Raw genomic sequence first — 23,018 nt, 5'->3', positions numbered from 1 at the left:
ACATGCGGATCATCGGACTGACCGGCTCCATCGGCATGGGGAAATCCACCACCGCGGCCATGTTCCGGGAGCACGGGATCCCGGTCTATGACGCCGACGCCGCGGTGCATGACCTTTATGACGTCGGGGGCGCCGCGGTGGCGCCCGTGGGCGAGGCCTTTCCCGGCGTGGTCCAGGGCGGCGCGGTGGACCGGGAGCTGCTGCGCCAGCAGGTGCTCGGCGATCCCGAGGCCCTGAAACGGCTCAACGCCATCGTCCACCCCCTGGTGGGCCTCGACCGCCAGACCTTCTTCGCCGACGCCCAGGCCAAGGGCGCCGACATGGTCGTCCTGGACATCCCCCTGCTTTACGAGACCGGCGGGGACGCGCGGATGGACGCCGTGGTGGTGGTCAGCGCCCCGGCCGAGATGCAGCGCGAACGGGTGCTGGCCCGGCCTGGCATGACGCCAGAGCGGCTGGACGCCATCCTCGCCCAGCAGATCGCGGACGCCGAGAAACGCGCCCGGGCCCACTATGTGGTCGACACCGGGCGTGGCCTGGATCACGCCCGAAGCGAGGTCACGGAAATTGTGAACGCCCTGCGCGCAAGGGCCGATGCGGCCCCGGGGCCAGGGTCGGTTGAAGCTCAAACCGAACCGGGCCATTGAACCGCCATGGCCCGCGAAATTGTCCTCGACACCGAAACCACCGGCTTTGAACCCCGGGAAGGCCACCGCCTGGTGGAGATCGCCTGCCTGGAGATCGAGGACTTCGTTCCCACCGGCAAGACCTTCCACTGCTATATTGATCCTGAGCGGGACATGCCGCCAGAGGCCGAAAAGGTGCATGGCCTTTCGGCGGACTTTCTTCGCGGCAAGCCCAAGTTCCAGGCCCCGGAGGTGGTGGACGCCTTCCTCGACTTTGTCGGTGACGCCCCCATCGTCGCCCACAATGCGGCCTTTGACCGGACCTTCGTAAATTTCGAGCTGGGCCAGTGCGGCCGCATCGAGATCATCGAGCATCGCTGGGTCGACACCCTGGTGCTGGCCCGCGCCCGCTTCCCCGGCATGGCCAATTCCCTCGACGCCCTCTGCCGACGGTTCAAGATTTCCCTGGCCGACCGGGAGAAGCACGGGGCGCTGATCGACGCCCGGCTGTTGGCTGATGTCTATCTGGAGCTGAAGGGCGGTCGCGAGCGGCGCCTGGAACTGGCCCCGGCCATGGTTGCCCAGGCGGTCGGCGCCGCCCGCCAGGCGAGCTACGGCGCAAGGCCGAGGCCCCTGACGGTTCAGGCCAGCGACCTGGAGCGCGAACGCCATGCCGCCTTCATCCGGGACGAGGTCAAGTCCGACCTGCTCTGGAAGAAACACGGGCTGTAGAGCGCCAATCGACGGGCCCAAACAGAAACGGCGCCCCGAAGGGCGCCGCTGAAGACGACGGGGCTCAGGCCCCGGGGTCAGGCGTGGCCGATCTCGCCCATCTGTGACAGGTCGCCCTGGGCCTTGCGCGCCGCATAGACGCCGGCGAAATCGATCGGGTCCAACAGGAAGGGGGGGAAGCCCCCGTCCGAGGTCACATCGGCGATCACCCGACGGGCGAAGGGGAACAGGAACCGCGGGCAGTCCACCAAGAGGACAGATTCCAGATCGTCCGGCGCCACGCCGTTGATCTGGAAGACGCCGCCATAGAGCAGCTCCACATGGAAGACCGGCCCATCTTCCCGAGCCGCCCGGGCCGAGAGCTTCAGATCCACCTCAAACAGGCCGTCCTCGCGTCCGCGGGCGTTCATCTCGACCCCCAGATCGATCTGCGGCTGGGCGCCGTTTCCGCGCAGGGCGTCGGGCGCCCGGGGATTTTCGAAGGACAGGTCGCGGATGAACTGGGCCAGGATGCGCACCCCCGGAACAAAGGCCTCAGCGCCGTTCGGCTGGCCGTCGGGGGCGGCGGCGTCGGTGTCGGTCATGGGGGTCTGTCCGTTCTGGGATGCCGGGTCAGCGCCGGGGCCGACCACTCTTTTGGCGGGAAAACCCGCCCTTTCCTGGCGCGGGCTGCTAACATGGCGCCTAGCCTGATGCAACGTCGCTCCTGACGACGGCGTTTGGACCGACTATATATCAACACAAGGGCCGTATTTATGGCCTGATCGCCCACAGAAGCCCGCGAGAGACCCGTTTGCCCCTACTGGAGCTGATCATCTTCGCCGCCCTGGCGGCCATCGTCCTCTACCAGCTCTATTCGGTGCTGGGGCGGCGTGTCGGACGCCAGCCCGAGGACAAGCCGGCCGGAGAAGCCCAGCCGAGCGCGCCGCGCGCGCCTGAACGTGTCCTTGAGTCCATCGAAGAGGCCGAGGGCGTGGCGCTCACCGGACTGGCGGCGATCCGCGCCCGGGACGGGGCCTTTGACCTCAGCCATTTCCTCCACGGGTCCAAGGCGGCCTATGAGATGATCGTGAACGCCTTCGCCGCCGGCGATCGCGACACCCTGCGCAATCTTCTGTCAGACGAGGTCTATTCGGCCTTTGAGTCGGCGATCACGGCCCGGGAGACCGAGGGCCGCACCGAGACCGTGGAGTTTCTGCACCCGCCCCGGTCCGACATGGAGAAGGCCGAGGTGGTGGGCGACGCCGCCCGCGTCACCGTGCGTTTCCTGGCCGAGATCCGCAGCCGCACCAAGGACGCCCGGGGCGAGGCGGTGGACGACCGGCGCACGGCCGAGCTCTGGACCTTTGAGCGCAATCTGAAGAGTCGCGACCCCAACTGGACGCTTGTTCACGTCGACGCCGCGGAGGCCTAGGGCCGTGCGGTTCCGTCTGGTCGGCGCCCTGTGCGGCGTCCTCCTGCTGTCGGCCTGCGCCACGGCGCGGGGACCTGAGGAGACTCCTGCGCCCGGTCCGCGCCCGGCGCCGACCCCGTCACAACCTGCGCCCGCGCCGACCTTGGATGTCTCTAGCCTGACCGGCTGGGCGCAGGCCGACCACGCCGAGGCCTTCGCCGCCTACCGCGCCACCTGCGGCGTGGCCCGGGCGCCGGCCGAGGCCGAGGTCTGCCGCCGGGCCCGGTCCCATCCCCGCCTGGAGGTCAACGAGGCCCGGGCCTTTTTCGAAACCAATTTCCGCCTGCAGCCGGTGCCGGGCGAAGGGGTGCTGACCGCCTATTACGCCCCCGAATATACCGCCCGAAGATCCCCTGACGCTGAATACAGCGCCCCCGTGCGGCCCAAGCCCGCCAACCACGCCGCCCTTTACGGGCGCGCCGACCGGGCGATGATCGAGGCGACGCCCCCGACCGAGGTCCTGGCCTGGATGCGGCCCGAGGAGCTGTTCTTCCTGCAGATCCAGGGGTCTGGGGTGCTGACCTTCGCCGATGGCGAGCGGGTCAAGGTGCTGTTCGCCGCCCACAACGACCTGCCCTTTTCCGGCATCGCCAACCCGATGCGCGACCGCGGCCTCCTGGCGGCCAACAACACCTCGGGCGAGGCGATCCGCGCCTGGCTGGCGGCTCACCGCGGGCCAGAAGCCGAGGCCATCATGCGGCTGAACCGTCGCTATGTATGGTTCCGGCTGGAGGCTGACGACGGCCTGCATCCCGTCGGGGCGGCCGGGGTGCCCCTGCCCCCCGACCATGCCATCGCTGTGGACCTGACACAGCACCGGGTGGGCGAACTGTTCTGGATCGACGCCTCCGCCCCCATCCTCACCGGCGCCTTCCCCGTCTACCGACGGCTGGTGGTCGCCCTGGACACCGGGGGCGCCATCAAGGGCCAGGTCCGCGCCGACCTCTATCTGGGTTCGGGGCCCGAGGCCGGGGTGGAGGCGGGACGGGTCCGCCACACCCTGCGCATGGTCCGGCTGGTTCCCCGGGTGGGGCCAGACCCGGCCCCATGAAACGCCCGCTTCGGCCTGAGGAGCACAGGCTCTGGTCGGTCGTGGCCGCCACCCTCCACCCTCTGCCCGGACGCCATACGCCCTCCGCCCCCGCCGAGCCCGTGCAGCCTGCGCCGCCGGCCCAGACCGCCCCCGGTAAGCCGCCCCCGGGCAAGCTTCCCCCCAAGCGCACGCCGCCAGGGCCCTCGCCGGCGGCCCGGCCAAAACCGCCGGCCCCCTGGCCTGGGCCGGAACTGATCGAGCCCAACCGCCACCACCGCATCGTGCGGGAACGCGATCCGATCGCCGCGCGGCTGGACCTGCATGGCCTGACCTATGACGCCGCCCGGGCGACCCTGGACGCCTTCCTGCTGCGTGCCTGGGAGGAGGGTCACCGCGCGGTGCTGGTGATTACGGGCAAGGGGTCCCGCGGGACCGGCGACGGCGCCCTGCGCCGGGCCGCCCCGGAATGGCTGGCCGCGGCCCACCTTCGCCCCATTGTCGCCGGGGTGTCGGAGGCCCACCGCCGCCACGGGGGCGGCGGCGCCCTCTATGTGGCGCTGAAGCGCAAACCCAGAGGGTGAGCGCAGAGCCAGATTCCAGGTTAGACTGATCAGGTTAAGGGAGGTCCGCCCATGAAGCCTGTCACCATCGACATACCCCACACCCTGGGCGCCGCCGAGGCGCGCCGCCGGCTGGAAGAGGGGTTCGAGAAGATTCTTGGCCAGGTCGGCGAGGGCGCCAAGGTCACCCGCCAGTGGACCGGCGATCGGATGGCCTTCTCCGCCACTGTGCTGGGCCAGACCATCAGCGGCCATCTGGACGTCCTGTCCGACGCCGTGCGGATGGAGATCAAGCTGCCCAATGTGCTGGCCATGCTGGCCGGCAAGATCAAGGGCCGGGTGCAGACCCAGGGTCAGCTGCTGCTGGAGAACAAGCCGCCGCCCCCCAAGCCCTAATGCTCTAGCCCTTGCGGCTGGCCTTCTCGTCATGGCCGGACACGCCCTCCCGGGCCTCCAGCCTGGCGGCCACCTCATCCAGGGACACCCCTGAGGCGGCCATCACCACCAGCCAGTGATAGAGCAGGTCCGCGCTCTCGGCGGCCAGCGCGTCAGCGTCGCCCTGGACGGCGGCGATCACCGTCTCGACGGCCTCTTCCCCCAGCTTCTTGGCGGCCAGGGCGGGCTCAGCGAGCAGCCGGGCGGTGTAGGAGGCGGCGGCATCGCCGCCCTTGCGGCTCTCGATCACAGCCGAAAGACGGGTGAGCACCTCGGCCAGCCGGCTCATGAGAAGGCCGCCGCGGCGTCGCGGCGCATCTCCGACCCGGTCAGGCGGGCCGGCAGACCCGCCGCCACCATGGCCTGCTTGACCTCGCCGATGGAGACCTCGCCGAAATGGAAGATGGAGGCGGCCAGAACCGCATCCGCGCCGCCCTGGGTCGCGGCCTCGACCATGTGGGCGGCCGAGCCGGCGCCGCCCGAGGCGATCACCGGCACGCTGACCGCCGAGGTGATGGCGCGCAGAAGTTCGATGTCATAGCCGGACTTGGCGCCGTCCCGGTCCATGGAGGTCAGCAGGATCTCGCCGGCCCCCTTCTCCACGGCCAGGCGGGCATAGTCGATGACGTCCAGGCCGGTGTCCTTGCGGCCCCCATAGATGAACACCCGCCAGGCGCCGTCCTCGGTCCGTTTGGCGTCGATGGCCGCGACCACGGCCTGGGAGCCGAAGGCGTCGGCGCAGGCGCTGATCAGGTCGGGGTTTTCCACCGCCGCGGTGTTCACCGATATCTTGTCGGCCCCGGCCAGCAGCAGGCGGCGCGCATCCTCCACGGCGCGGATGCCGCCGCCGACGCTGAGCGGCATGAAGCAGACATCGGCGGTGCGGGCGATGACGTCGAGGATGGCGCCGCGGCCCTCATGGCTGGCGGTGATGTCGAGGAACATCAGCTCGTCGGCGCCGGCCGCGTCATAGGCGCTGGCCTGCTCCACCGGATCGCCGGCGTCGCGCAGGGACAGGAACTGCACGCCCTTGACCACGCGGCCGTCCTTGACGTCCAGGCAGGGGATGACGCGCAGGTTCAGCATCAGGCTGCGGCCTTGATGGCTTCGGGCGCCTTGATGGCGCCGGTATAGAGGGCCCGGCCCAGGACGGCCCCGGCGATCGGCCGGCCCTTGCGGGCGCGCAGGCGATGAATGTCCTCGACGCTGGCCAGGCCGCCGGCGGCGATCACGGGAATGTCCACCGCATCGGCCATGGCCCCGAACACATCCACATTGAAGCCGGTGAGCGCGCCATCACGGTCGATGTCGGTGATGATCAGGGCGCTGACCCCGGCGTCCTCGAAACGCTTGGCCACGGTGACGGCGTCGAGATCGGAATCCTCGGTCCAGCCCTGGACGGCCACCTTGCCGCCCCGGACATCGACGCTGACGGCGATCTGCTCGGGCCAAAGCCGGGCGGCTTCCACCACCACCTGCGGCTCACGCACGGCCAGGGTGCCGAGGATCACCCGGCTGACGCCGGCCTCGATCCAGCCCTCGATATCGGCCAGGCTGCGGATGCCGCCGCCCAGCTGCACCGGCACCGAGACCGCCTCCAGGATGGCCTGGACGGCGGCGGCGTTGACCGCCTTGCCCTCCACGGCGCCGTTCAGGTCGACCACGTGAATCCACGGGAAGCCGGCATTGGCCCATTGCCGGGCCTGGTCGGCGGGCGAGGTGTTGAACACCGTGGCGGTGTCGAGGACGCCGTGCAGCACGCGCACGCACTGGCCGTCCTTCAGGTCGATGGCCGGATAGAGGATCAAGGTCGCCACTCCAGAAAGCGCGCGAGGAGAGAAAGCCCGGCAGACTGCGACTTCTCCGGGTGGAATTGAACTCCCGCCACATTGCCCCGCGCCACGGCGGCGGCGAACCGGCCCCCGTGATCGGTGAAGGCGGCCACATCGGCGGGGTCGGCCGCGTGGAAGGCGAAGGAGTGGGTGAAATACATGGCGCCGTCGGCGACGAGGCCGAGGGCGCGACCGGCCGGGCTGATGTCGTCCAGGCTGTTCCAGCCCATGTGCGGCACCTTGCAGGCGGGGCTGGCGGGCGTGAGCCGGCGAACCTCGCCGGGAATCCAGTCGAGACCGGGGGTCTCGCCGAACTCCAGGCCGCGGCTGGCCAGCAGCTGCATGCCGACGCAGACCCCCAGGAAGGGGACGCCGCGGGTCTGCACCGCTTCGGTGATCGCTTCGACAAGGCCAGGCCTGGCCATCAGCGCCCCGCGGCAGGCGGCGAAGGCGCCGACGCCCGGCAGGACGATGCGATCGGCGGCGGCCACCGTTTCGGGATCAGAGGTGACGTGAATCTCCGCAGCCCCGGGCGCTGAGCCGGCGGCCTTCACAAGGGCGTTCTGCGCCGAACGGAGATTGCCCGACCCGTAGTCGATCAGGGCGACGGTCTGCATAGCGGTTCCTTAGACCCTTGGGCGCGCCTAGAGCACGCCCTTTGTGGAGGGGGCCTGGCCGCCCGTCTTGGGGTCGATCTCAATGGCCGTGCGCAGGGCCCGGGCCAAGGCCTTGAACCCGCTCTCGGCGATATGGTGGCTGTTGTCCCCGTACAGGGTCTCCAGGTGCACGCAGGCGCCGCAATTCATGGCGAAGGCGTGGTGGAACTCCTTGAACAGCTCGGTGTCCATCTCGCCGATCTTCGGCGTGCGGAAGGCGGTCTTCCAGATCAGATAGGGCCGGTTGGACAGGTCGATGGCGCAGCGCGTCAGGGTCTCGTCCATGGGGATATAGGCATGGCCGAACCGGCGGATGCCCTTGAACCCGTCCAGCGCCCTGTGGATCGCCTGACCCAGCACAATGCCGGTGTCTTCCACCGTGTGATGGGCGTCGATGTGCAGGTCGCCCTTGGTGCGGACCTTCAGGTCGATCCCGCCGTGGCGGGCGAAGGCGTCGAGCATGTGGTCGAAGAAGCCGACGCCGGTCTCGACGTCGGACACGCCGGTCCCGTCCAGATCGACGCTGATGGTGATCTGGGTTTCCTTCGTGTTGCGAACCACCTCGGCCGTGCGCGCCATGGTCTTCAAAGTCCTCTCGAAGCGGCCAGGGCCTTCAGCGAGACCTGCGGCCGCGGGCCGTAATGGGAAATGACCTCCGCCGCCGCCAGGGCGCCGAGCTGGCCGCAGACCGGAAGCGAGCGGTCGTTCGCCAATCCATATAAGAAGCCCGCGGCATACTGGTCGCCGGCGCCGGTGGTGTCGATCACCTGGTCCACGGCCGCAGCCCAGATCTCGTGGCGGGCCTCGCCGGCGGCGATGACCGAGCCCTGTTCGCTGCGGGTCACCGCGGCGACGGCGGTGCGCGAAGCCAGGGCGTCGACGGCGGCGTAGAAGTCGGTGGTCTCAAACAGGGCGCAGACCTCGGCCTCATTGGCGAAGACGATGTCCACCTGGGTTTCGATGAACTCCATCAGGGCGCCGCGATGACGCTCGACGACAAAGGCGTCCGACAGGGTCAGCGCGATCTGTCGGCCATTGGCCCTGGCCAGGCCCGCAGCCTTGGCGAAGGCCCGGCGGGCCTCGTAGGGGTCGAACAGATAGCCTTCCAGATAGACGATCTTGGCCGCCTCGACGATGGCCGGGTCCACATCGTCGGCGGTCAGTTCGGTGGAGGCGCCCAGATAGGTGCACATGGTGCGCTGGCCGTCCGGCGTCACATTGATCAGGCAGCGGGCCGTGGCCGGGCCGGCGGCGAGCGGCGCCACATCAAACCGGACCCCTTGGGCGCGCATGTCATGGGTGAAGACGTCGCCCAGCTGGTCCTTGGCCACCTTGCCCAGATAGGCCGCGCGGCCGCCGAAGCTGGCCACCCCGGCCACCGTATTGCCGGCCGAGCCCCCGGAGGTCTCCACACCCGGCGCCATGCGGCTGTAGAGGTCGATCCCTTGAGCCTCGTCGACCAGCATCATCGCGCCCTTGGACAGGCCTTCCCGCGTGAGGAAGTCCTCGCCCGCCGGGGCGATCACATCGACGATGGCGTTGCCGATGGCGGCGACGTCGTAAAGCTCGGTCATGGCGGGAGGGTTTCTCTTCCGTTGGGCGCCGATGATCAGGGGCGATGATCAGGGAACGGGCGCCGATTACAGGGAAAGCACAGTCGGGGCAATGTGAAGCAGCCCCGCAGCCCCGGCCAAAGACATCGGCGCCCTCCCCTGCGCGGCGGGTCTTGCGCGGTCCGTCCCGATCGGGCGCTATCGCGCCGCCATGCAGCTCTACCACTTCAGCGATGATCCGGGCATTGCGGTTTTCAAACCCCGCCCTGTCCGCGTCCCGTCGGCGCGCGGTCCGGGGCGCGACTGGCTGAACGGTCCCCTGGTCTGGGCCATCGAGGCCGCCTGGCAGGCCCTGTACCTGTTTCCCCGGGACTGCCCGCGCATCCTGCTGTTTCCCAAGGCCGACACTACCGCGGCCGACCGCGCCGCCTGGTTTGGGCAAAGCCCGGCCCACGCCATCGCCTATGTGGAGTGGGACTGGCTGGAGGCCCTGCGGGCCGCGACCCTGCATCGCTACGCCCTGCCGCGCGCGCCCTTCGAGAGCCTGGAGGACGCCGGCATGTGGGTGGCCCGGCAGAGCGTGAAGCCGCTGTCGCGCGAAACCCTCACCGACCTGCCCGGCGCCCTGTGCGCGGCCGGGGTCGAGCTTCGCCTCACCGAGACCCTGACCCACCTGCGCCCGGTCTGGGACACCACCCTGCACGCCAGCGGCATCCGCCTGCGCCACGCCAAGGACTGGACATGAAGACCCTGATCATCGCCGGCCTCGCCGCCGGGCTCGCCCCCGCCCTGCTCACCCCGGTCTGGGCGCTCGCCGCCGACTGGCGCAGCCCTGATCCGGCGCAAACCCTGGTGATCGACACCACCAAGGGTCGCATGGTGGTGGAGCTGGCGCCCCAGGTCGCCCCCCAGGCGGTGGCGCGGATCAAGCTGCTGGCCCGGGAAGGCGTCTATGACGGCCTGGAGGTTCACCGGGTGATCCCCGGCTTCGTGGCCCAGACGGGTAACCCCAACAACCAGGATGGGGGAGGCTCCGACCATCCTGATCTGGCGCCGGAATTCACCTTCCGCCTGACCCCGGAGATGGCGCGTGAGGTCGCCTTTGTCACCGAGGCCAGCGACGGGCGCACAGGCTTTCTGGGCTCCCTGCCGATCAGCGCCGTCTCGGCCGGCGAGGAAGCCCGGGCCCGCAACGGCCGGGTGCTGGCCTGGGGCGCCTATTGCGCCGGCGTGTTCGGCATGGGCCGCCAGGCCGACCCCGGCACCGCCAACAGCGAGATCTTCGTCATGCTGGACTCAGCCCGCCGGCTCGACCGGGACTACACGCCCTTTGGCCGGGTGATCGCGGGCTTCGATGTGGCCCAGGCCCTGGCCGCAGGCGAGCCGCCGGAAACCCCCGACCGCATGGTCCGCGTGGCGCTCGCCGCCGACCTGCCGGACGCCGAGCGCCCGCGGATCGAGGTGGCTGACCCGGCCGGCGCGCTCTTCCAGGCCAAGGTGGCGGCCCAGCGCGCCGAAAAAGGCGCCGACTTCACCCTCTGCGATGTGGAAATCCCGGCACGGGAGGCGTCACGCTAGGGGCGCTGGCCCCACCGCCTTGAGCGCCGCAGGCGCTGCAAATTGGGGACACAAAGGACACGAAGATGGCGCGAAGGACACAAAGGCGAGGCCGCAGATCCCTCCGTGTCCTTGGCTGTCTTCGTGTTCTTCGTGTCCCCTCTTTTTCTAGCGCTGCGCGTCTAGGAGAACAGCGCCCGGGACGGACAGAGGTCGGCGACGGGGCATTCCTCGCACTTGGGCCTGCGGGCCACGCAGACATAGCGGCCGTGCAGGATCAGCCAGTGGTGGGCCCGCACCAGATAGGGCTGGGGGATCACCGCCATCAGCTCGGCCTCCACCTGGTCGGGGGTCTTGCCGAAGGCGAGCTTCAGCCGGTGGGCGACGCGGAAGACGTGGGTGTCCACGGCGATGGCCGGCTCGACCCGCAGTTCGTTCAGCACCACGCTGGCGGTCTTGCGGCCCACCCCGGGCAGGGCCTGCAGGGCCGCCCGCTCCAGGGGCACCTCGCCCCCGTGCTGTTCGATCAGGATGCGGGCCGCGGCGATGACGTTCCTGGCCTTGGTGCGGAAGAGGCCGATGGAGGCGATCAGGGGGATCAGGCCCTCCTCCCCCAGGGCCAGCATCTTCTCCGGGGTGTCGGCCACCGCAAACAGCCGGGCGGTGGCCTTGTTGACCGACACATCTGTGGCCTGGGCCGACAGGGCGACCGCGGTCACCAATGTATAGGGGCTGTCATAGTTGAGTTCGGTGCGCGGGTCGGACTCCGCAGCCTCGAACCGCTCGAACAGGGTGGCGATGCGCGCCTGCTCGGCCGGCGGCAGGCGCCGGCGGACGGGCGCCTTCGCCGGGGTCTTGCGGGGTTTCGCAGCGGGGGATCGGGGAGGCGCGGCCATGGGGCTTGATGCCCTGCGCAAAGCCCCTCGCCAAGCCCGCTGGCGTCGCTAATATCCCGGTCACGATGGACGGCCCCTATTACATGGACGCGGTCATCTCCCCCAACCGCTCGCTGTCGCAGCGAGGGTTCGTGATCCTTATATCCGCGATCACAGCCCTGAACTGCGTCTCGGCCCTGGTCTTCATGTCCATGGGGGCGACCCTGGTGCCGATCTTCCTGGCGCTGGATGTGGGCGCCATCGCGCTCGCCTTCCTGGTCAGTTTCCACGCCGCCAAGCAGGTGGAGCGGGTGCAGGTCACCGCCCACGAGGTCCGCGTCCTGCGCCAGACCCCCCAGGCCCAGGCCCTGGTCTGGACCTCGCCCACGGCCTTCACCCGGGTCGATGTGGAGGTGGAGGACGACCGCACCGTGGGCGTCCGACTGAGGCTCTCGGGAAAGTTCGCCCAGGTGGCCGCGGCCCTGTCGCCCGGCGAACAGGCCGATTTCGCCCGCGCCCTGGAAACCGCCATCTGGAAGGCCCGCTCGGGCCGGTTCTAGACTCGAATATCCAGCAGGGAGCCTGGCCGCAGAATCTTCTTCGGCGGCTCATCGGTGGCGCGGACCTGCAGGGGAACCTCGCGCACCGGCGTGGCGCGCACCTGGATGTCAGCGGCCGGCGCCGCGGCCCGGGTCGGGACCCGGGACGCAACAGGCGCGGCGTCCGGCGCCGCCCGGCCCAGGGCGGCCTCGAAAAAGGCCTTCTGGGCGGCGCTGCGCGGCTGCGGCGCGACCCCTTGCGGGGCCGTCGGCAGGGCGTTCGGAAAAGGAGGTCGAATCGCGGTCACAGCGAAAACCGGGGTCTGGAGCGGTAAATCAGGGCCAAAATGGCCGGTCCCCACTGAATTTATGGTTAACGGTGTCTGAAGGCCAGGGGTCTCTTGGGCGCCTCGGCGACCTCGCGCGTAGCGCGCAGACGATCAACCACGAAGCCCACAAAGCGCACGAAGGCGCCGCGCCCCCTTTGTGATCTTTGTGGTTCTTCTTCCCCCGCCTTCGGCGGAGGTCGTCCGTCACGCCCGGTGGGGATTTTCGAACACCGCCTCCACGGCCAGGTCGAACAGGGCGGGGATGAAGGGGGCGCTACTCCCGCCGCCCCCACAGCGCCGCCGCATCTTCTGCGCTCAACGGCCCCGCGTGCTTGGCGAGGATCGTCCCGTCGGCGCCGACCAGATAGGTCTCGGGGACGCCGGTGACGCCGAACTCGACGCCGGCGCGGCCGTCGCGGTCCACCAGGTGGATGGTGAAGGGGTCGCCGAGGCGGGCAAGGAAGGCCTCGGTGTTGGGGGGGGCGTCCTTATAGGCCACGCCGATGATCGGCACGCCCCGGGCGGCCAGCTCCACCAGCACCGGATGCTCCACCTCGCAGGGCGGGCACCAGGAGGCGAAGAAGTTGATCAGGGCCGGCTGGCCGTTCAGAGCCTCTGTGATGGCCGTCGGGCGGCCGCTCTCCAGATGGGGCAGGCTGAGCGCCGGGACCGGCTTGCCGACCATGGCCTGGGGCTGGACCTGAGGGTCGCGGTTCAGGGAATAGAGGCCAAACAACAGGGCGAGCGCCACGAGCACCGCCAGGGGGGCCAGCGCCAGCCAGCGGTTCATGGGGCAGGATCCTTGCCAAGATCTGGGGCCGGGCCGCCGCGCCGGGCGGCCTCGGCGGCCTCGGCGGTCTGGCGCAGGGCCTCGGTGCGGGCGCGCCAGTGGCGGGCATGGGCCAGGGCGCCGGCGATCATGCCGATAAAGACCAGCGCGGTGATGGCGAAGGCCGGCCACACGAAGGCGCCATAGGGGCTGGCGTCGAGATCAAGCATGCCGAACATCCTCAGGCCCTCGCTGCGCGCAGCGCCAGCGCCTCGGCCCGGCGGCGCCAGACCTCGCCGCGGATGCGGACCAGCCAGAGCGACCCGAAGGCCGACATATAGGCCAGCGCCATCAGCAGCAGGGGGTAGAGGAAGACGTCGGCCACGGTGGGACCATCGGCGCGGAACACCGAGGCGCCCTGGTGCAGGCTGTTCCACCAGTCGACGGAGAACTTGACGATGGGCAGGTTGACCACCCCCACCAGGGCCAGGATCGCGCCGGCCCGGGCGGCCTTGGCCTCATCATCCAGGGCGGCGCGCAGGGCCATGTAGGCGACGTAGAACAGGAACAGCACCAGGACCGAGGTCATGCGGGCGTCCCACACCCACCAGGCGCCCCACATGGGCCGGCCCCAGAGGGAGCCGGTGATCAGGGCGAGCGCCGTGAAGGCGGCGCCCAGCGGGGCTGCGGCCTGGGCGGCGGCGTCGGCCAGGGCATGGCGGAAGACCAGCGACAGGAAGCTCGCGACGCCTAAGCAGGCATAGACGAACATGCTCATCCAGGCCGCCGGCACATGGATGAACATGATCCGCACCGTATCGCCCTGCTGATAATCCTCCGGCGCGGCGAAGGCGAGCCACAGGCCGGCGATGGCCAGGACCACGGCGATGGCGCCGAACAGGGGCGCGGCCCAGCGGGAAAAGGCCATGAACCGTTCGGGATTGGACAGGAAGGCCGGGGCGGGGATCATGGCCGCGCAATTAGCCCTTTGCGCCGCGCCCCCGCAAGGCGCCGCTCCGTCGCGGGGGGGTCAGCGTCTGAATGCGGCGAGGTCTCGTCCGCCGCAGGCGACATCAAGGGGCGACACAAAGGACACAAAGGGGGGACACAAAGGGGCGCGAAGAACACGAAGACCATGCCGCAGGCATCTTTGTGCGCTTGGCTGTCTTCGTGTCCTTCGTGTCCCTCACTTTTCGGACGCTTAACGGCCGCTGTGGCCCATGCCGCGATGGCCGCCGGGGCCGCCCATGGACTTGCCGCCCATGCCCATACCCATGCCGCGGCCGGCCGGGCGCAGGGCGTCGAAGGCCTTTTGCTGGGTCGGCGTCAGCTGGGCGTAGAAGCGCTTGGTGGCCTCAGCCCGGGTGGCGAAGGCCTGCTGGCGCTGGGCCATCTGGGCGGCCATGGCGTCCAGGCGCTGGGGCGTGGTCATGTCGCGCATGGCGCTGCGATCGCCGCGGCGGTCCCAGGCGCCCGGCTGCGGAGCGATGGCGCCGACATAGGTGTTGAGGGCGGCCTCCTGCTGGCTGGTCAGCTGCAGGGTGGTGCGCAGGCGCTCGGCCATGTGGGTGCGCATCTGTTCCGGGCTGGGGCGTTCGCGGGCCTCCATGCCGGGGCGCTGGCCCTGGCCGGGCGCCGGTGGTTGCTGGGCGTAGGCGGCGGTGGCGAAGGCCAGGCTGGCGATGGCGCCGCTGAGCGCAATGGTCTTGATCGTCTTCATGTGTGTCTCCAGTCGTGCCCCTCTGAAGACTTGCACGCAGGCCGACCGCCGTTCCGTCGCAGATTCTTTCAGGACAGGGCGTTGCGACAGGCCGCGGCCATGGCCAGGGGTCCGAGCGCCACGGCGGCGGCGGCATAGGCGCCCAGCAGGGCGAACCCCGCGCTCCAGGGCAGGCCGGCCTCCAGGCTGGCCAGGGCGCCGCCGCCGAAGATCACCGGCGGCACGAACAGCGGCAGGACGATCACCGCGGTCAAGAGGCCGCCCCGGCGCGCCCCGAGGCTCAGCGCCGCGCCAATCCCGCCCATGAAGGAAAAGGCCAGGCCGCCGAGCAGCGCGCAGGCCACCACCAGACCGCTGAGCTGGGGCGAGGCGCCCAGCGCAATGGCCGCTACGGGCGCGGCGAGCGCCAGGGGCAGGCCGGTGGCCAGCCACTGGGCCAGGCATTTGATCGCACAGATGATCTCCAGCGGGACCGGCGACAGGGTGAGCAGGTCCAGGGATCCGTCCTCATAGTCCCGCTCGAACAGGCGATCGAGGGAGAGCAGGGCGGCGAGCGCCAGGGCCACCCAGGCCGCGCCGGGCGCGATGGCCGCCAGCCGCTCGGGCTCCGACCCGACGGCGAGGGGCAGCAGGGTGGCGACCCCGGCATAGAAGCCGACGGCCACCATGGGACCGCCGCCCTTGCCCCAGGCCAGAGCCGTCTCCCGGGCCAGCAGGGTGGAAACCCGGCTCATCGGCCGACCTCCACCGTGCGGGTCGCCAGCGGCAGGGGGTCGTGGACCGCGGCCAGGATCATGCCGCCCGTGGCCAGATGCTCGCCCATGATCTCTCCGAACCGGCCGCGCCATTCGGCGTCCAGGGGGCTCAAGGGCTCGTCCAGCAGCCAGAGCGGTCGGGGCGCGGCCAGCAGGCGGGCCAGGGCCAGCCTTCGCCTCTGCCCGGCCGACAGGCGCCGCACCTCCAGATCCAGCAGGGGGATCAGCTCCAGGCGGGCCGCGGCGGCCTCCACGGCGGCGGGCGCGCCGCCGCCGAAACCGGTCCAGAAGGCCAGTTCGTCCCGGGCCGTCCGCGAAGACTTCAGGCCGTCCAGATGTCCAAGGAGATGAATGGCCTCCCGCGCCTCGGCGGGCTCGACGCCGCCAAAGGCGATCTCCCCCTCATCGGGGTTGATCAGGCCGGCTATAGCTCTCAAAAGACTGGTTTTTCCCGCGCCGTTGCGCCCGATGAGGGCGATCGCTTCCCCCGGACTTAACTTGAGAATAAGTCGCGAAAACAACTGGCGGCCCCCGCGGGACAGGGCCAGGGACTGAATCGAAACCTCTGGGATCATGGGCGGCCCCCCGCAAAGTAAAGAAGAGGCCGCAAAATGACCTCACGCCTCGCATGGACGAGGCTCGCGGCCGGGTCTATGACAGCCGCGGCCGTCGCCACCCGAGGGGGCGTACGCGGCGCGGGGACGGACGCTGTGTGTCCGCCTCTTTGAGCGCGCGATCCCGGGGGCGGTAGATGAACGGCCGTGAACAGAGAGAGGATCCTTTAGGATGGCGTCGATCGACACCCTGAAGACCCGCCGCGAATTGACGGTGGGCGACAAGACTTACGTCTACTACAGCCTGGCCGCCGCGGAAGACGCCGGTCTGAATGGAATTTCCAGCCTGCCCGTTTCCATGAAGGTTCTGCTGGAGAACCTGCTGCGCAACGAGGATGGGGTTTCGGTCGGCGAAGCCGATCTGAAGGCCATCGCCGCCTGGGTGGAAAACCGCGGCGCCAAGGAGCACGAGATCAGCTTCCGCCCGGCCCGGGTGCTGATGCAGGACTTCACAGGCGTGCCCGCCGTGGTCGACCTGGCCGCCATGCGCGACGCCATGACCAAGCTCGGCGCCAACCCGGAAAAGATCAATCCGCTGAACCCGGTGGACCTGGTCATCGACCACTCGGTGATGGTCGATCATTTCGGCACCGCCAAGGCTTTCGGCGAAAACGTCGAGCGGGAATATGAGCGCAATATCGAGCGCTACCGCTTCCTGCGCTGGGGATCCTCGGCCTTCAACAACTTCCGCGTGGTGCCGCCCGGCACCGGCATCTGCCACCAGGTGAACCTGGAATATCTGGCCCAGACCGTCTGGACCAATGATGTGGACGGGGCGACCCTGGCCTATCCCGACACCGTCGTCGGCACCGACTCCCACACCACCATGATCAACGGCCTGTCGGTCCTGGGCTGGGGCGTGGGCGGCATCGAGGCCGAGGCCGCCATGCTCGGCCAGCCGATCCCGATGCTGATCCCCGAGGTCATCGGCTTCAAGCTGACCGGCGCCATGCCCGAGGGCGCGACCGCCACCGACCTGGTGCTGACCGTCACCCAGATGCTCCGCAAGAAGGGCGTCGTCGGCAAGTTCGTCGAGTTCTTCGGTCCGGGCCTGGCCAAGATGACCCTGGAAGACCAGGCCACCATCGCCAACATGGCCCCGGAATACGGCGCCACCTGCGGCTTCTTCCCGATCACCCGGGCGACCATCGACTATCTGGCCGCCACCGGCCGCGACGCCGACCGCGTCGCCCTGGTGGAAGCCTATGCCAAGGCCCAGGGCATGTGGCGTGACGGCGACGAGCCCGACCCGGTGTTCACCGACACCCTTGAGCTCGATCTCTCCAGCGTCGTGCCGTCCCTGGCTGGCCCGAAGCGTCCCCAGGACCGGGTGCTGCTGACCAGCGCGGCCTCGGACTTCAAGGAAGCCCTGGCCAAGGATTTCGCCAAGGCCGACTCCATCGATGTCCGCGTGCCGGTGGCCGGCGAGAAGTTCGATGTGGGCCACGGCGACGTGGTCATCGCCGCGATCACCTCGTGCACCAACACCTCCAATCCCAGCGTGCTGATCGCCGCGGGTCTGGTGGCCAAGAAGGCCATCGAAAAGGGCCTGAAGGTCAAGCCGTGGGTGAAGACCTCGCTGGCGCCCGGCTCGCAGGTGGTCACCGACTATCTGAAGAGCGCAGGCCTGACCAAGTCGCTGGACGCGCTGGGCTTCAACCTGGTGGGCTATGGCTGCACCACCTGCATCGGCAATTCCGGGCCGCTGCCGGAAGCCATTTCCGAGGCCGTCCAGCAGGGCGACCTGGTGGCCTGCTCGGTCCTGTCGGGCAACCGCAACTTTGAAGGCCGGGTGAACCCCGACGTGCGGGCCAACTATCTGGCCTCGCCGCCCCTGGTGGTCGCCTACGCCCTGGCCGGTTCGATGCAGATCGACCTGACCACCGAGCCCCTGGGTGAAGGCAAGGACGGCAAGCCGGTCTATCTGAAGGACATCTGGCCAACCAACGAAGAGATCGCCACGCTTCAGCGCAAGCACGTCACCGACAAGATGTTCGCCACCCGCTACGCCGACGTCTTCAAGGGCGACAAGGCCTGGCAGGGCATCAAGGTGGCCGGCGGCCAGACCTACGCCTGGGACGTCAGCTCCACCTATGTTCAGAACCCGCCCTATTTCGAGGGCATGAGCATGGAGCCTGAGGCGATCACCGACATCATCGAGGCCCGCGTCCTCGGCGTGTTCGGCGACTCGATCACCACCGACCACATCAGCCCGGCTGGCTCCATCAAGCTGACCTCCCCGGCGGGCGAATACCTGCGCGAACGCCAGGTGCCGCAGACCGACTTCAACTCCTACGGCGCCCGCCGCGGGAACCATGAGGTCATGATGCGCGGCACCTTCGCCAACATCCGGATCCGCAACAAGCTGACCCCGGACATCGAAGGCGGCGTGACCAAGCACTTCCCCACCGGCGAAGTGATGTCGATCTATGACGCGGCCATGCGCTATCAGGCCGAGGGCCGCCCGCTGGTGGTCTTCGCCGGCAAGGAATACGGCACCGGCTCCTCCCGCGACTGGGCGGCCAAGGGCACCAAGCTCCTGGGCGTGCGTGCGGTGATCGCCGAGAGCTTCGAGCGTATCCACCGGTCCAACCTGGTGGGCATGGGCGTCCTGCCCCTGCAGTTCCTGCAGGAAGGCTGGCAGAAGCTGGCCCTTACGGGTGAGGAGATCGTGTCCATCCGCGGTCTTCAGGACCTGTCGCCCCGCAAACAGCTGACCGTCGAGCTCTACCGCGCCGGCGACGGCCGGGTGGCCCGCTTCCCGGTCCGCTGCCGGATCGACACCCCCACCGAGCTTGAGTATTTCAAGAACGGCGGCGTGCTGAACTTCGTGCTGCGCAACCTGGCCTCGCAAGACGCCTGAGCGCATCGCGCCTGACAACGAAAAGGGGGGTCGCGGTCGCCGCGGCCCCCTTTTGACGTTTTATGAGGGACTGCTTTTTTTGAGACGTCGAACCCAATGTCGACCTCTGCTCACACCTTGTTGAGGCGCGCGGGCGCCGCAACTCGGCTTAATTGCCCGACCATGATCAGAGCCCTGCTCGCCGCCCTATGCCTCCTGACGGTCCCGGCCGTCGCCGCCGCGGCCAAGCCGCCGGTGGTGGTGGAGTTCTATACCGCCCAGGGCTGCGCGGCCTGTGCTGAGGCCAACACCTTCGTCAACAGCCTGGCCGAGCGACCCGGTGTGGTGGCCCTGACCTTCGCCGTCGACTACTGGGACTATCTGGGCTGGGCCGACACCTTCGCCCAGCCAGCCTTCGCCGAGCGGCAGAAGGCCTATCTGGCGCCCCTGTCCCTGCGCGAACCCTACACCCCCCAGCTGGTCATCAACGGGGCGAGCGAGGCCTCGGGGGTCGAGCCGGACAAGGTCGAGGACCTGCTGGACGACGCCGCCCGCAGCCAGGGACCGGCGCCCGACATCCAGTTCATCGGCCCGCGCCGGGTGGATGTGGGCTCTGGTCCGGCCCCCCGGGGCGGGGCCGAGGTCTGGCTGGTGCGCTATGACCCCAAGCCGCGGCAGGTGGTCGTGCGCCGGGGCGAGAACCGGGGTCAGACCCTGGAGCAGCGCAATGTGGTCCGTGAGATCGTCCGTCTGGGCCAGTGGCGGGGCCGGCCCACCGCCTATGCGGCGCCTGAGCCCACCGAAGAGGGTCTTGAGACCCTGCTGATCGTCCAGGCCCCGGAAGGCGGCCGTATTCTGGCGGCCAAGGCCAAGACCACCCTGATGGCGCGCCCCCAGACCGCCGCGCGCTAGAGCATGATGCGATCAGACGGAACCGTCTGATCCTTGGCTCAGGCTCCAAGACACGCCTGCGTCGCCCAACGAAAACGGCCCGCGCAGAGGAGGGGGGCTACTCCGCGCAGGCCGTCAATCGGGGATGGGGTAGATCGCCGGCTGACCGAGTCCCGGGTCCCAGGGGGGCTGGGGGGGCTGTTCAGGGTCCGGAACCGCGAGGTCCCGATCAACCGACAATGCATTTATCGGGGTCTAAGCAGGCGGGGACAGGACCGAAATAAGGTCATTTCGCGGCGCGGGGGCCGCCGCAATCACGGCTCGATTTCTTCGGCGGATTGAGTCACGCTCTGCGGCGATGGCCACTGATCCGTCCGCCAACGATTCCCACGCGACCGCCGGACGCCGGGCCGGCCCCGTCTTTTTTCAGCGCCAGGAATTCCAGCGGCTCCTCAACCTCTATGGTCGAATGGTCGCCGCCGGCGAATGGCGGGACTATTCCATCGAACCCGGGAACGAGGCCTGCGCCTTTTCGGTCTTCCGTCGCGCGGCGGAGTCGCCCCTCTATCGCATCGAAAAGCGCCCGGCCCTGGCGCGGCGCCAGGGGGCCTGGGCGGTGATCGGCCAGGGGGGCATGATCCTGCGCCGTGGGCACGAGCTGGAGCAGGTGCTGCGCTTTTTCGAAAAGGGCCGGTTCAAGGTCATAGACTGACCGCCGGCAGCCCTGGCCTCAGGCGATGATGTCCGGGGTCAGCTGATCCTCCAGGGCGGCGATCTCGTCCTTCAGGGCGAGTTTCCGGCGCTTGAAGCGCCCCAGAACCCCCAGGCTTGGGGTGGGCATGGCGCTGATCGCCTGCACGGCGATGTCGAGATCGGCGTGTTCCTGCCGGGCGGCGCTCAGGCGTTCACGGAGCTGCGCCTCGGGATCGGGTCCCAGATCGTTCATGCCGCCCCCGCCATGGCCTTGTTCCCCCGTCGCTGCATCATCCTGTTTTGCCAGCCCTGGGTAAAGGACCGCTCAATCCGTCACCGATCGCGGCCGCCGGATCGCCGGGATCCGGCGGGTGAGACAGGGCGGCCGAAAGGCGCGTCAGGCCCGCGCTCAGGGCGTCCGGCGCCCCCGGTGACGTCGGACCCCAGGCCTTGGCGATTGCCTGGAGGACGGCCAGGGGCGGCCCCGCATCCCTCACGCCTGGCCCCAGGGGCGCCAGGGCGGCCAGCAGCAGACGTTCGGCGGCCAGCTCGGCGGCCTTAACCTGATCGCGCAGGGCCTCCCGCGGACCGGTATCGGCCCCCGGCAGGGGGGACTTCAGGTTCCGGCGGGCGGCGCGCAGGGGCAGGATGGCGGCGCGCTCCCAGGTCCTTGCCAGGCTGACAGCCTCACCGATGACGTCAGGGTCAGCCGGCCTTGCAAACGCGCCCCAGAGCAGCAGGGGCACGCACTGCCCATGCTCGTCCTGCAGGGCGAGGGCGGCCGGCGCAACACCAGGGCGGCCATAGGCGGCCACGGCCCAGGACCAGAGGTCCATGGCTCAGTCGTCCATGGCCGGGGGCATGGCCGGGGGCATGGCCATGTCCTGGCCCCATCGCTTCACCCGGGCCCAGGACAGGCCAAACAGATCGAGCGCCCGGCCCACCGACTGGTCGACCATCTCCTCCAGGCTGACCGGCTTGGCGTAGAAGGCCGGCAGGGGCGGGGCGATCACCGCCCCCATCTCCGCCAGCTTCACCATGGTTCGCAGATGCCCCAGGTGCAGGGGAGTCTCGCGCACCATCAGCACCAGGGGGCGGCGCTCCTTGAGGGTCACGTCGGCGGCCCGGGTCATCAGGGAGGAGGTCACGCCGGTGGCCACCTCGCTCATGGTCCGCACCGAACAGGGGGCGATCAGCATGCCCAGGGTGGGAAACGAGCCCGAGGCGATGGCGGCGCCCACGTCGCCCGCGCGATAGGCCACATCGGCCATGGCCTGGACCTCGGCCACCGAAAGATCGGTCTCCTGGGCGAGGGTGAGGGCCGCGGCCCGGCTCATGACCAGATGGCTTTCCACCCCCAGGTCCCGGCAGGCGGCCAGGGCGCGCAGGCCATAGGCCACGCCGCTGGCGCCGGCGACGCCGATCACCAGTCGGGGACGACCCGGGACGGACGGCTCAGATTGCGGCATTCGGTCTCACCCCTGCGCTGAAAAATCCGGCCGTAATCCGAACTCAACCCTGCGCAATCATATTTGATCTGACACCCCGGCGAAGGGGTGATCAGGTGTCGTGTCGAAAAACCTTGAAGGAGGCGTACCTATGGCCGTTGAAGCCCGCATCCGTGAACTCGGATCTCGCCATCAGACCTTGGATAAGGCGATCCAGGACGAAGTGCGTAGCCCCGCGGGAGACGACCTCCGACTTCAGGAACTCAAGCGACGAAAGCTTAAGCTGAAGGAAGAGATGCAGACCTTGCAACGCAAGGCCCACTGATCCTCCAGACTGAAAGAGGCCCGCGCATCGCGCGGGCCTCTCGCATTCTCGGGGTCCTGAAAGCCTGGAGCGGAATGCGCTCCAACCTTCGGATCTAGAGCATCACGCTCTGGGGTCTTTAGTCTTCCTCGGCCGCCACGGGGACGTCTTCCACCGCGCCGGTCTCTGAGGCCGGCAGCAGGGACGGACCGTCGGGATCGACGATTCCCGCCTTGGCGTCGTCCTTGGCCTTCTTGTCGGCGGCCTTACGGACCACGCCATCCAGCTCCATCTGGGTCGAGAGGCCCAGGGTCACCGGGTCCACCGGCTTGATATTGGCCGAGTTCCAGTGGGTGCGGTTGCGGATCTGGTCGATGGTCGCCTTGGTGGTGCCCAGCAGGCGGGCGATCTGCGAATCCGGCACTTCGGGGTGGTTGCGCAGGAACCAGGCGATGGCGTCGGGCCGGTCCTGACGACGGGACACCGGCGTATAGCGCGGCGATTTCTTGGTCGGCTTGAGCAGCTCGGCGTGGCGGCTCTTCTGGGCCTTCATCCGGTAGGCGGGGCTCGCCTGCGCGGCGTCCAGCTCTTCCCGTGACAGCTGCCCGTTGCCGATCGGGTCGGCGCCGCGGATGTCGCGCGCCACCTCGCCGTCGGCGATGCCGCGCACCTCAAGGGGGTGCAGGCCGCAGAAGTCGGCGATCTGATCGAAGGTCAGAGAGGTGTTGTCGACCAGCCAGACGGCGGTCGCCTTGGGCATCAAAATGTCGGTCATGGCCGTACTCCAGAAACGACGGCGCCC

The 23,018-nt window shown here is 69.3% G+C and carries 32 protein-coding genes; 13 read left to right on the top strand and 19 right to left on the bottom strand.

Annotated elements, in window-relative coordinates:
- The first annotated feature begins 2 nt into the window (after positions 1-2).
- Positions 3-647, top strand: coding sequence for a dephospho-CoA kinase (gene coaE / locus Q7V15_RS14955; protein WP_304756547.1), 645 nt, complete (start codon positions 3-5; stop codon positions 645-647).
- 6 nt (positions 648-653) lie between these two features.
- Complete coding sequence (dnaQ, locus tag Q7V15_RS14950) at positions 654-1,358, top strand: DNA polymerase III subunit epsilon (RefSeq protein ID WP_304756546.1); 705 nt, start codon at positions 654-656, stop codon at positions 1,356-1,358.
- 77 nt (positions 1,359-1,435) lie between these two features.
- Here dnaQ and secB read toward each other — a convergent pair whose 3' ends face one another.
- Complete coding sequence (gene secB, locus Q7V15_RS14945) at positions 1,436-1,942, bottom strand: protein-export chaperone SecB (protein ID WP_304756544.1); 507 nt, start codon at positions 1,940-1,942, stop codon at positions 1,436-1,438.
- Positions 1,943-2,151: 209 nt separating this feature from the next.
- Between secB and timA the strand changes: the two genes are divergently transcribed.
- Genes timA through Q7V15_RS14925 form a run of 4 tightly spaced genes read left to right on the top strand, consistent with a single transcriptional unit; the run spans position 2,152 to position 4,800 of the window.
- Entirely contained in the window at positions 2,152-2,772 is a 621-nt protein-coding gene (gene timA / locus Q7V15_RS14940) for a TIM44-related membrane protein TimA (RefSeq protein WP_304756543.1), read from the top strand.
- 4 nt (positions 2,773-2,776) lie between these two features.
- Positions 2,777-3,862 carry an MltA domain-containing protein gene (locus Q7V15_RS14935; protein WP_304756541.1) on the top strand — a complete coding sequence of 362 codons (1,086 nt, stop codon included), beginning with the start codon at positions 2,777-2,779 and terminating at the stop codon, positions 3,860-3,862.
- Positions 3,859-4,425 (top strand): Smr/MutS family protein, encoded by a 567-nt coding sequence (locus Q7V15_RS14930; protein ID WP_304756540.1) that lies wholly within the window; start codon positions 3,859-3,861, stop codon positions 4,423-4,425. The genes Q7V15_RS14935 and Q7V15_RS14930 overlap by 4 nt, the downstream gene beginning before the upstream one ends.
- Positions 4,426-4,476: 51 nt before the next feature.
- Complete coding sequence (locus tag Q7V15_RS14925; protein ID WP_304756539.1) at positions 4,477-4,800, top strand: polyhydroxyalkanoic acid system family protein; 324 nt, start codon at positions 4,477-4,479, stop codon at positions 4,798-4,800.
- Between the two features lie 4 nt (positions 4,801-4,804).
- On the opposite strand, the gene Q7V15_RS14920 is transcribed toward Q7V15_RS14925, so the two are convergent.
- From Q7V15_RS14920 to Q7V15_RS14895, 6 genes are read right to left on the bottom strand one after another with little or no spacing between them, the layout of a single operon-like run.
- Complete coding sequence (locus Q7V15_RS14920; protein ID WP_304756538.1) at positions 4,805-5,128, bottom strand: phosphoribosyl-ATP diphosphatase; 324 nt, start codon at positions 5,126-5,128, stop codon at positions 4,805-4,807.
- The gene (hisF, locus tag Q7V15_RS14915; protein WP_304756537.1) at positions 5,125-5,925 is read right to left on the bottom strand and encodes an imidazole glycerol phosphate synthase subunit HisF; all 801 of its coding nucleotides are present in this window, start codon (positions 5,923-5,925) and stop codon (positions 5,125-5,127) included. The genes Q7V15_RS14920 and hisF overlap by 4 nt, the downstream gene beginning before the upstream one ends.
- Entirely contained in the window at positions 5,925-6,647 is a 723-nt protein-coding gene (gene hisA / locus Q7V15_RS14910) for a 1-(5-phosphoribosyl)-5-[(5-phosphoribosylamino)methylideneamino]imidazole-4-carboxamide isomerase (protein WP_304756535.1), read from the bottom strand. Before hisA ends, hisF begins: the two co-directional genes overlap by 1 nt.
- Positions 6,644-7,288, bottom strand: coding sequence for an imidazole glycerol phosphate synthase subunit HisH (hisH, locus tag Q7V15_RS14905; protein ID WP_304756533.1), 645 nt, complete (start codon positions 7,286-7,288; stop codon positions 6,644-6,646). The genes hisA and hisH overlap by 4 nt, the downstream gene beginning before the upstream one ends.
- 27 nt (positions 7,289-7,315) lie before the next feature.
- Positions 7,316-7,906: an imidazoleglycerol-phosphate dehydratase HisB gene (gene hisB, locus Q7V15_RS14900; RefSeq protein WP_304756532.1), complete on the bottom strand. Its 591-nt coding sequence runs from the start codon at positions 7,904-7,906 to the stop codon at positions 7,316-7,318.
- 5 nt (positions 7,907-7,911) lie between these two features.
- Complete coding sequence (locus tag Q7V15_RS14895; protein ID WP_304756531.1) at positions 7,912-8,901, bottom strand: adenosine kinase; 990 nt, start codon at positions 8,899-8,901, stop codon at positions 7,912-7,914.
- Positions 8,902-9,091: 190 nt separating this feature from the next.
- On the opposite strand from Q7V15_RS14895, the gene Q7V15_RS14890 reads away from it, so the two are divergent.
- On the top strand, positions 9,092-9,625 hold the full coding sequence (locus Q7V15_RS14890; protein WP_304756529.1) for a DUF6886 family protein: 534 nt from the start codon (positions 9,092-9,094) through the stop codon (positions 9,623-9,625).
- Complete coding sequence (locus Q7V15_RS14885) at positions 9,622-10,458, top strand: peptidylprolyl isomerase (RefSeq protein WP_304756527.1); 837 nt, start codon at positions 9,622-9,624, stop codon at positions 10,456-10,458. Before Q7V15_RS14890 ends, Q7V15_RS14885 begins: the two co-directional genes overlap by 4 nt.
- 161 nt (positions 10,459-10,619) lie before the next feature.
- Here the strand turns inward: Q7V15_RS14885 and nth are convergent, their stop codons facing one another.
- Entirely contained in the window at positions 10,620-11,333 is a 714-nt protein-coding gene (gene nth, locus Q7V15_RS14880; RefSeq protein WP_304756526.1) for an endonuclease III, read from the bottom strand.
- Positions 11,334-11,464: 131 nt separating this feature from the next.
- Here nth and Q7V15_RS14875 point away from each other — a divergent pair, with 131 nt between their 5' ends.
- Positions 11,465-11,872: a DUF2244 domain-containing protein gene (locus Q7V15_RS14875; protein ID WP_370689823.1), complete on the top strand. Its 408-nt coding sequence runs from the start codon at positions 11,465-11,467 to the stop codon at positions 11,870-11,872.
- Here Q7V15_RS14875 and Q7V15_RS14870 read toward each other — a convergent pair.
- The 7 genes from Q7V15_RS14870 to ccmA form a co-directional block, all read right to left on the bottom strand.
- The gene (locus Q7V15_RS14870) at positions 11,869-12,159 is read right to left on the bottom strand and encodes a hypothetical protein (protein ID WP_304756524.1); all 291 of its coding nucleotides are present in this window, start codon (positions 12,157-12,159) and stop codon (positions 11,869-11,871) included. The genes Q7V15_RS14875 and Q7V15_RS14870 overlap by 4 nt on opposite strands.
- A gap of 295 nt (positions 12,160-12,454) precedes the next feature.
- Entirely contained in the window at positions 12,455-12,970 is a 516-nt protein-coding gene (locus tag Q7V15_RS14865; RefSeq protein WP_304756523.1) for a DsbE family thiol:disulfide interchange protein, read from the bottom strand.
- A complete protein-coding gene (gene ccmD, locus Q7V15_RS14860) occupies positions 12,967-13,179 on the bottom strand; it encodes a heme exporter protein CcmD (protein ID WP_304756521.1) in 213 nt (70 codons plus the stop codon). Before ccmD ends, Q7V15_RS14865 begins: the two co-directional genes overlap by 4 nt.
- 11 nt (positions 13,180-13,190) lie before the next feature.
- On the bottom strand, positions 13,191-13,919 hold the full coding sequence (gene ccmC / locus Q7V15_RS14855; RefSeq protein ID WP_304756519.1) for a heme ABC transporter permease CcmC: 729 nt from the start codon (positions 13,917-13,919) through the stop codon (positions 13,191-13,193).
- A 231-nt stretch (positions 13,920-14,150) separates the two neighbouring features.
- On the bottom strand, positions 14,151-14,669 hold the full coding sequence (locus Q7V15_RS14850; RefSeq protein WP_304756517.1) for a Spy/CpxP family protein refolding chaperone: 519 nt from the start codon (positions 14,667-14,669) through the stop codon (positions 14,151-14,153).
- Positions 14,670-14,737: 68 nt separating this feature from the next.
- Positions 14,738-15,403 (bottom strand): heme exporter protein CcmB, encoded by a 666-nt coding sequence (ccmB, locus tag Q7V15_RS14845; RefSeq protein WP_304756515.1) that lies wholly within the window; start codon positions 15,401-15,403, stop codon positions 14,738-14,740.
- Complete coding sequence (gene ccmA, locus Q7V15_RS14840; protein WP_304756514.1) at positions 15,400-15,999, bottom strand: heme ABC exporter ATP-binding protein CcmA; 600 nt, start codon at positions 15,997-15,999, stop codon at positions 15,400-15,402. The genes ccmB and ccmA overlap by 4 nt, the downstream gene beginning before the upstream one ends.
- Positions 16,000-16,210: 211 nt before the next feature.
- On the opposite strand from ccmA, the gene acnA reads away from it, so the two are divergent.
- From acnA to Q7V15_RS14825, 3 genes are all read left to right on the top strand, one after another.
- Complete coding sequence (gene acnA, locus Q7V15_RS14835) at positions 16,211-18,901, top strand: aconitate hydratase AcnA (RefSeq protein ID WP_304756513.1); 2,691 nt, start codon at positions 16,211-16,213, stop codon at positions 18,899-18,901.
- Between the two features lie 162 nt (positions 18,902-19,063).
- Positions 19,064-19,792: a thioredoxin family protein gene (locus Q7V15_RS14830; RefSeq protein ID WP_304756512.1), complete on the top strand. Its 729-nt coding sequence runs from the start codon at positions 19,064-19,066 to the stop codon at positions 19,790-19,792.
- A 337-nt stretch (positions 19,793-20,129) separates the two neighbouring features.
- On the top strand, positions 20,130-20,483 hold the full coding sequence (locus tag Q7V15_RS14825) for a DUF2794 domain-containing protein (RefSeq protein WP_304756511.1): 354 nt from the start codon (positions 20,130-20,132) through the stop codon (positions 20,481-20,483).
- A gap of 18 nt (positions 20,484-20,501) precedes the next feature.
- On the opposite strand, the gene Q7V15_RS14820 is transcribed toward Q7V15_RS14825, so the two are convergent.
- Genes Q7V15_RS14820 through Q7V15_RS14810 form a run of 3 tightly spaced genes read right to left on the bottom strand, consistent with a single transcriptional unit; the run spans position 20,502 to position 21,933 of the window.
- Positions 20,502-20,717, bottom strand: coding sequence for a YdcH family protein (locus Q7V15_RS14820; RefSeq protein ID WP_304756510.1), 216 nt, complete (start codon positions 20,715-20,717; stop codon positions 20,502-20,504).
- A gap of 37 nt (positions 20,718-20,754) precedes the next feature.
- The gene (locus Q7V15_RS14815) at positions 20,755-21,300 is read right to left on the bottom strand and encodes a TIGR02444 family protein (RefSeq protein WP_304756509.1); all 546 of its coding nucleotides are present in this window, start codon (positions 21,298-21,300) and stop codon (positions 20,755-20,757) included.
- 3 nt (positions 21,301-21,303) lie between these two features.
- The gene (locus Q7V15_RS14810; RefSeq protein ID WP_304756508.1) at positions 21,304-21,933 is read right to left on the bottom strand and encodes a UbiX family flavin prenyltransferase; all 630 of its coding nucleotides are present in this window, start codon (positions 21,931-21,933) and stop codon (positions 21,304-21,306) included.
- Positions 21,934-22,063: 130 nt separating this feature from the next.
- On the opposite strand from Q7V15_RS14810, the gene Q7V15_RS14805 reads away from it, so the two are divergent.
- Complete coding sequence (locus tag Q7V15_RS14805; protein WP_304756507.1) at positions 22,064-22,237, top strand: YdcH family protein; 174 nt, start codon at positions 22,064-22,066, stop codon at positions 22,235-22,237.
- Positions 22,238-22,355: 118 nt separating this feature from the next.
- On the opposite strand, the gene Q7V15_RS14800 is transcribed toward Q7V15_RS14805, so the two are convergent.
- Positions 22,356-22,991, bottom strand: coding sequence for a DUF1013 domain-containing protein (locus Q7V15_RS14800; protein WP_304756506.1), 636 nt, complete (start codon positions 22,989-22,991; stop codon positions 22,356-22,358).
- Between the last annotated feature and the right edge of the window lie 27 nt (positions 22,992-23,018).

Source organism: Phenylobacterium sp. (assembly GCF_030651755.1).
GTDB lineage: Bacteria > Pseudomonadota > Alphaproteobacteria > Caulobacterales > Caulobacteraceae > Phenylobacterium.
This window is presented reverse-complemented; position numbering and strand designations above follow the sequence as displayed.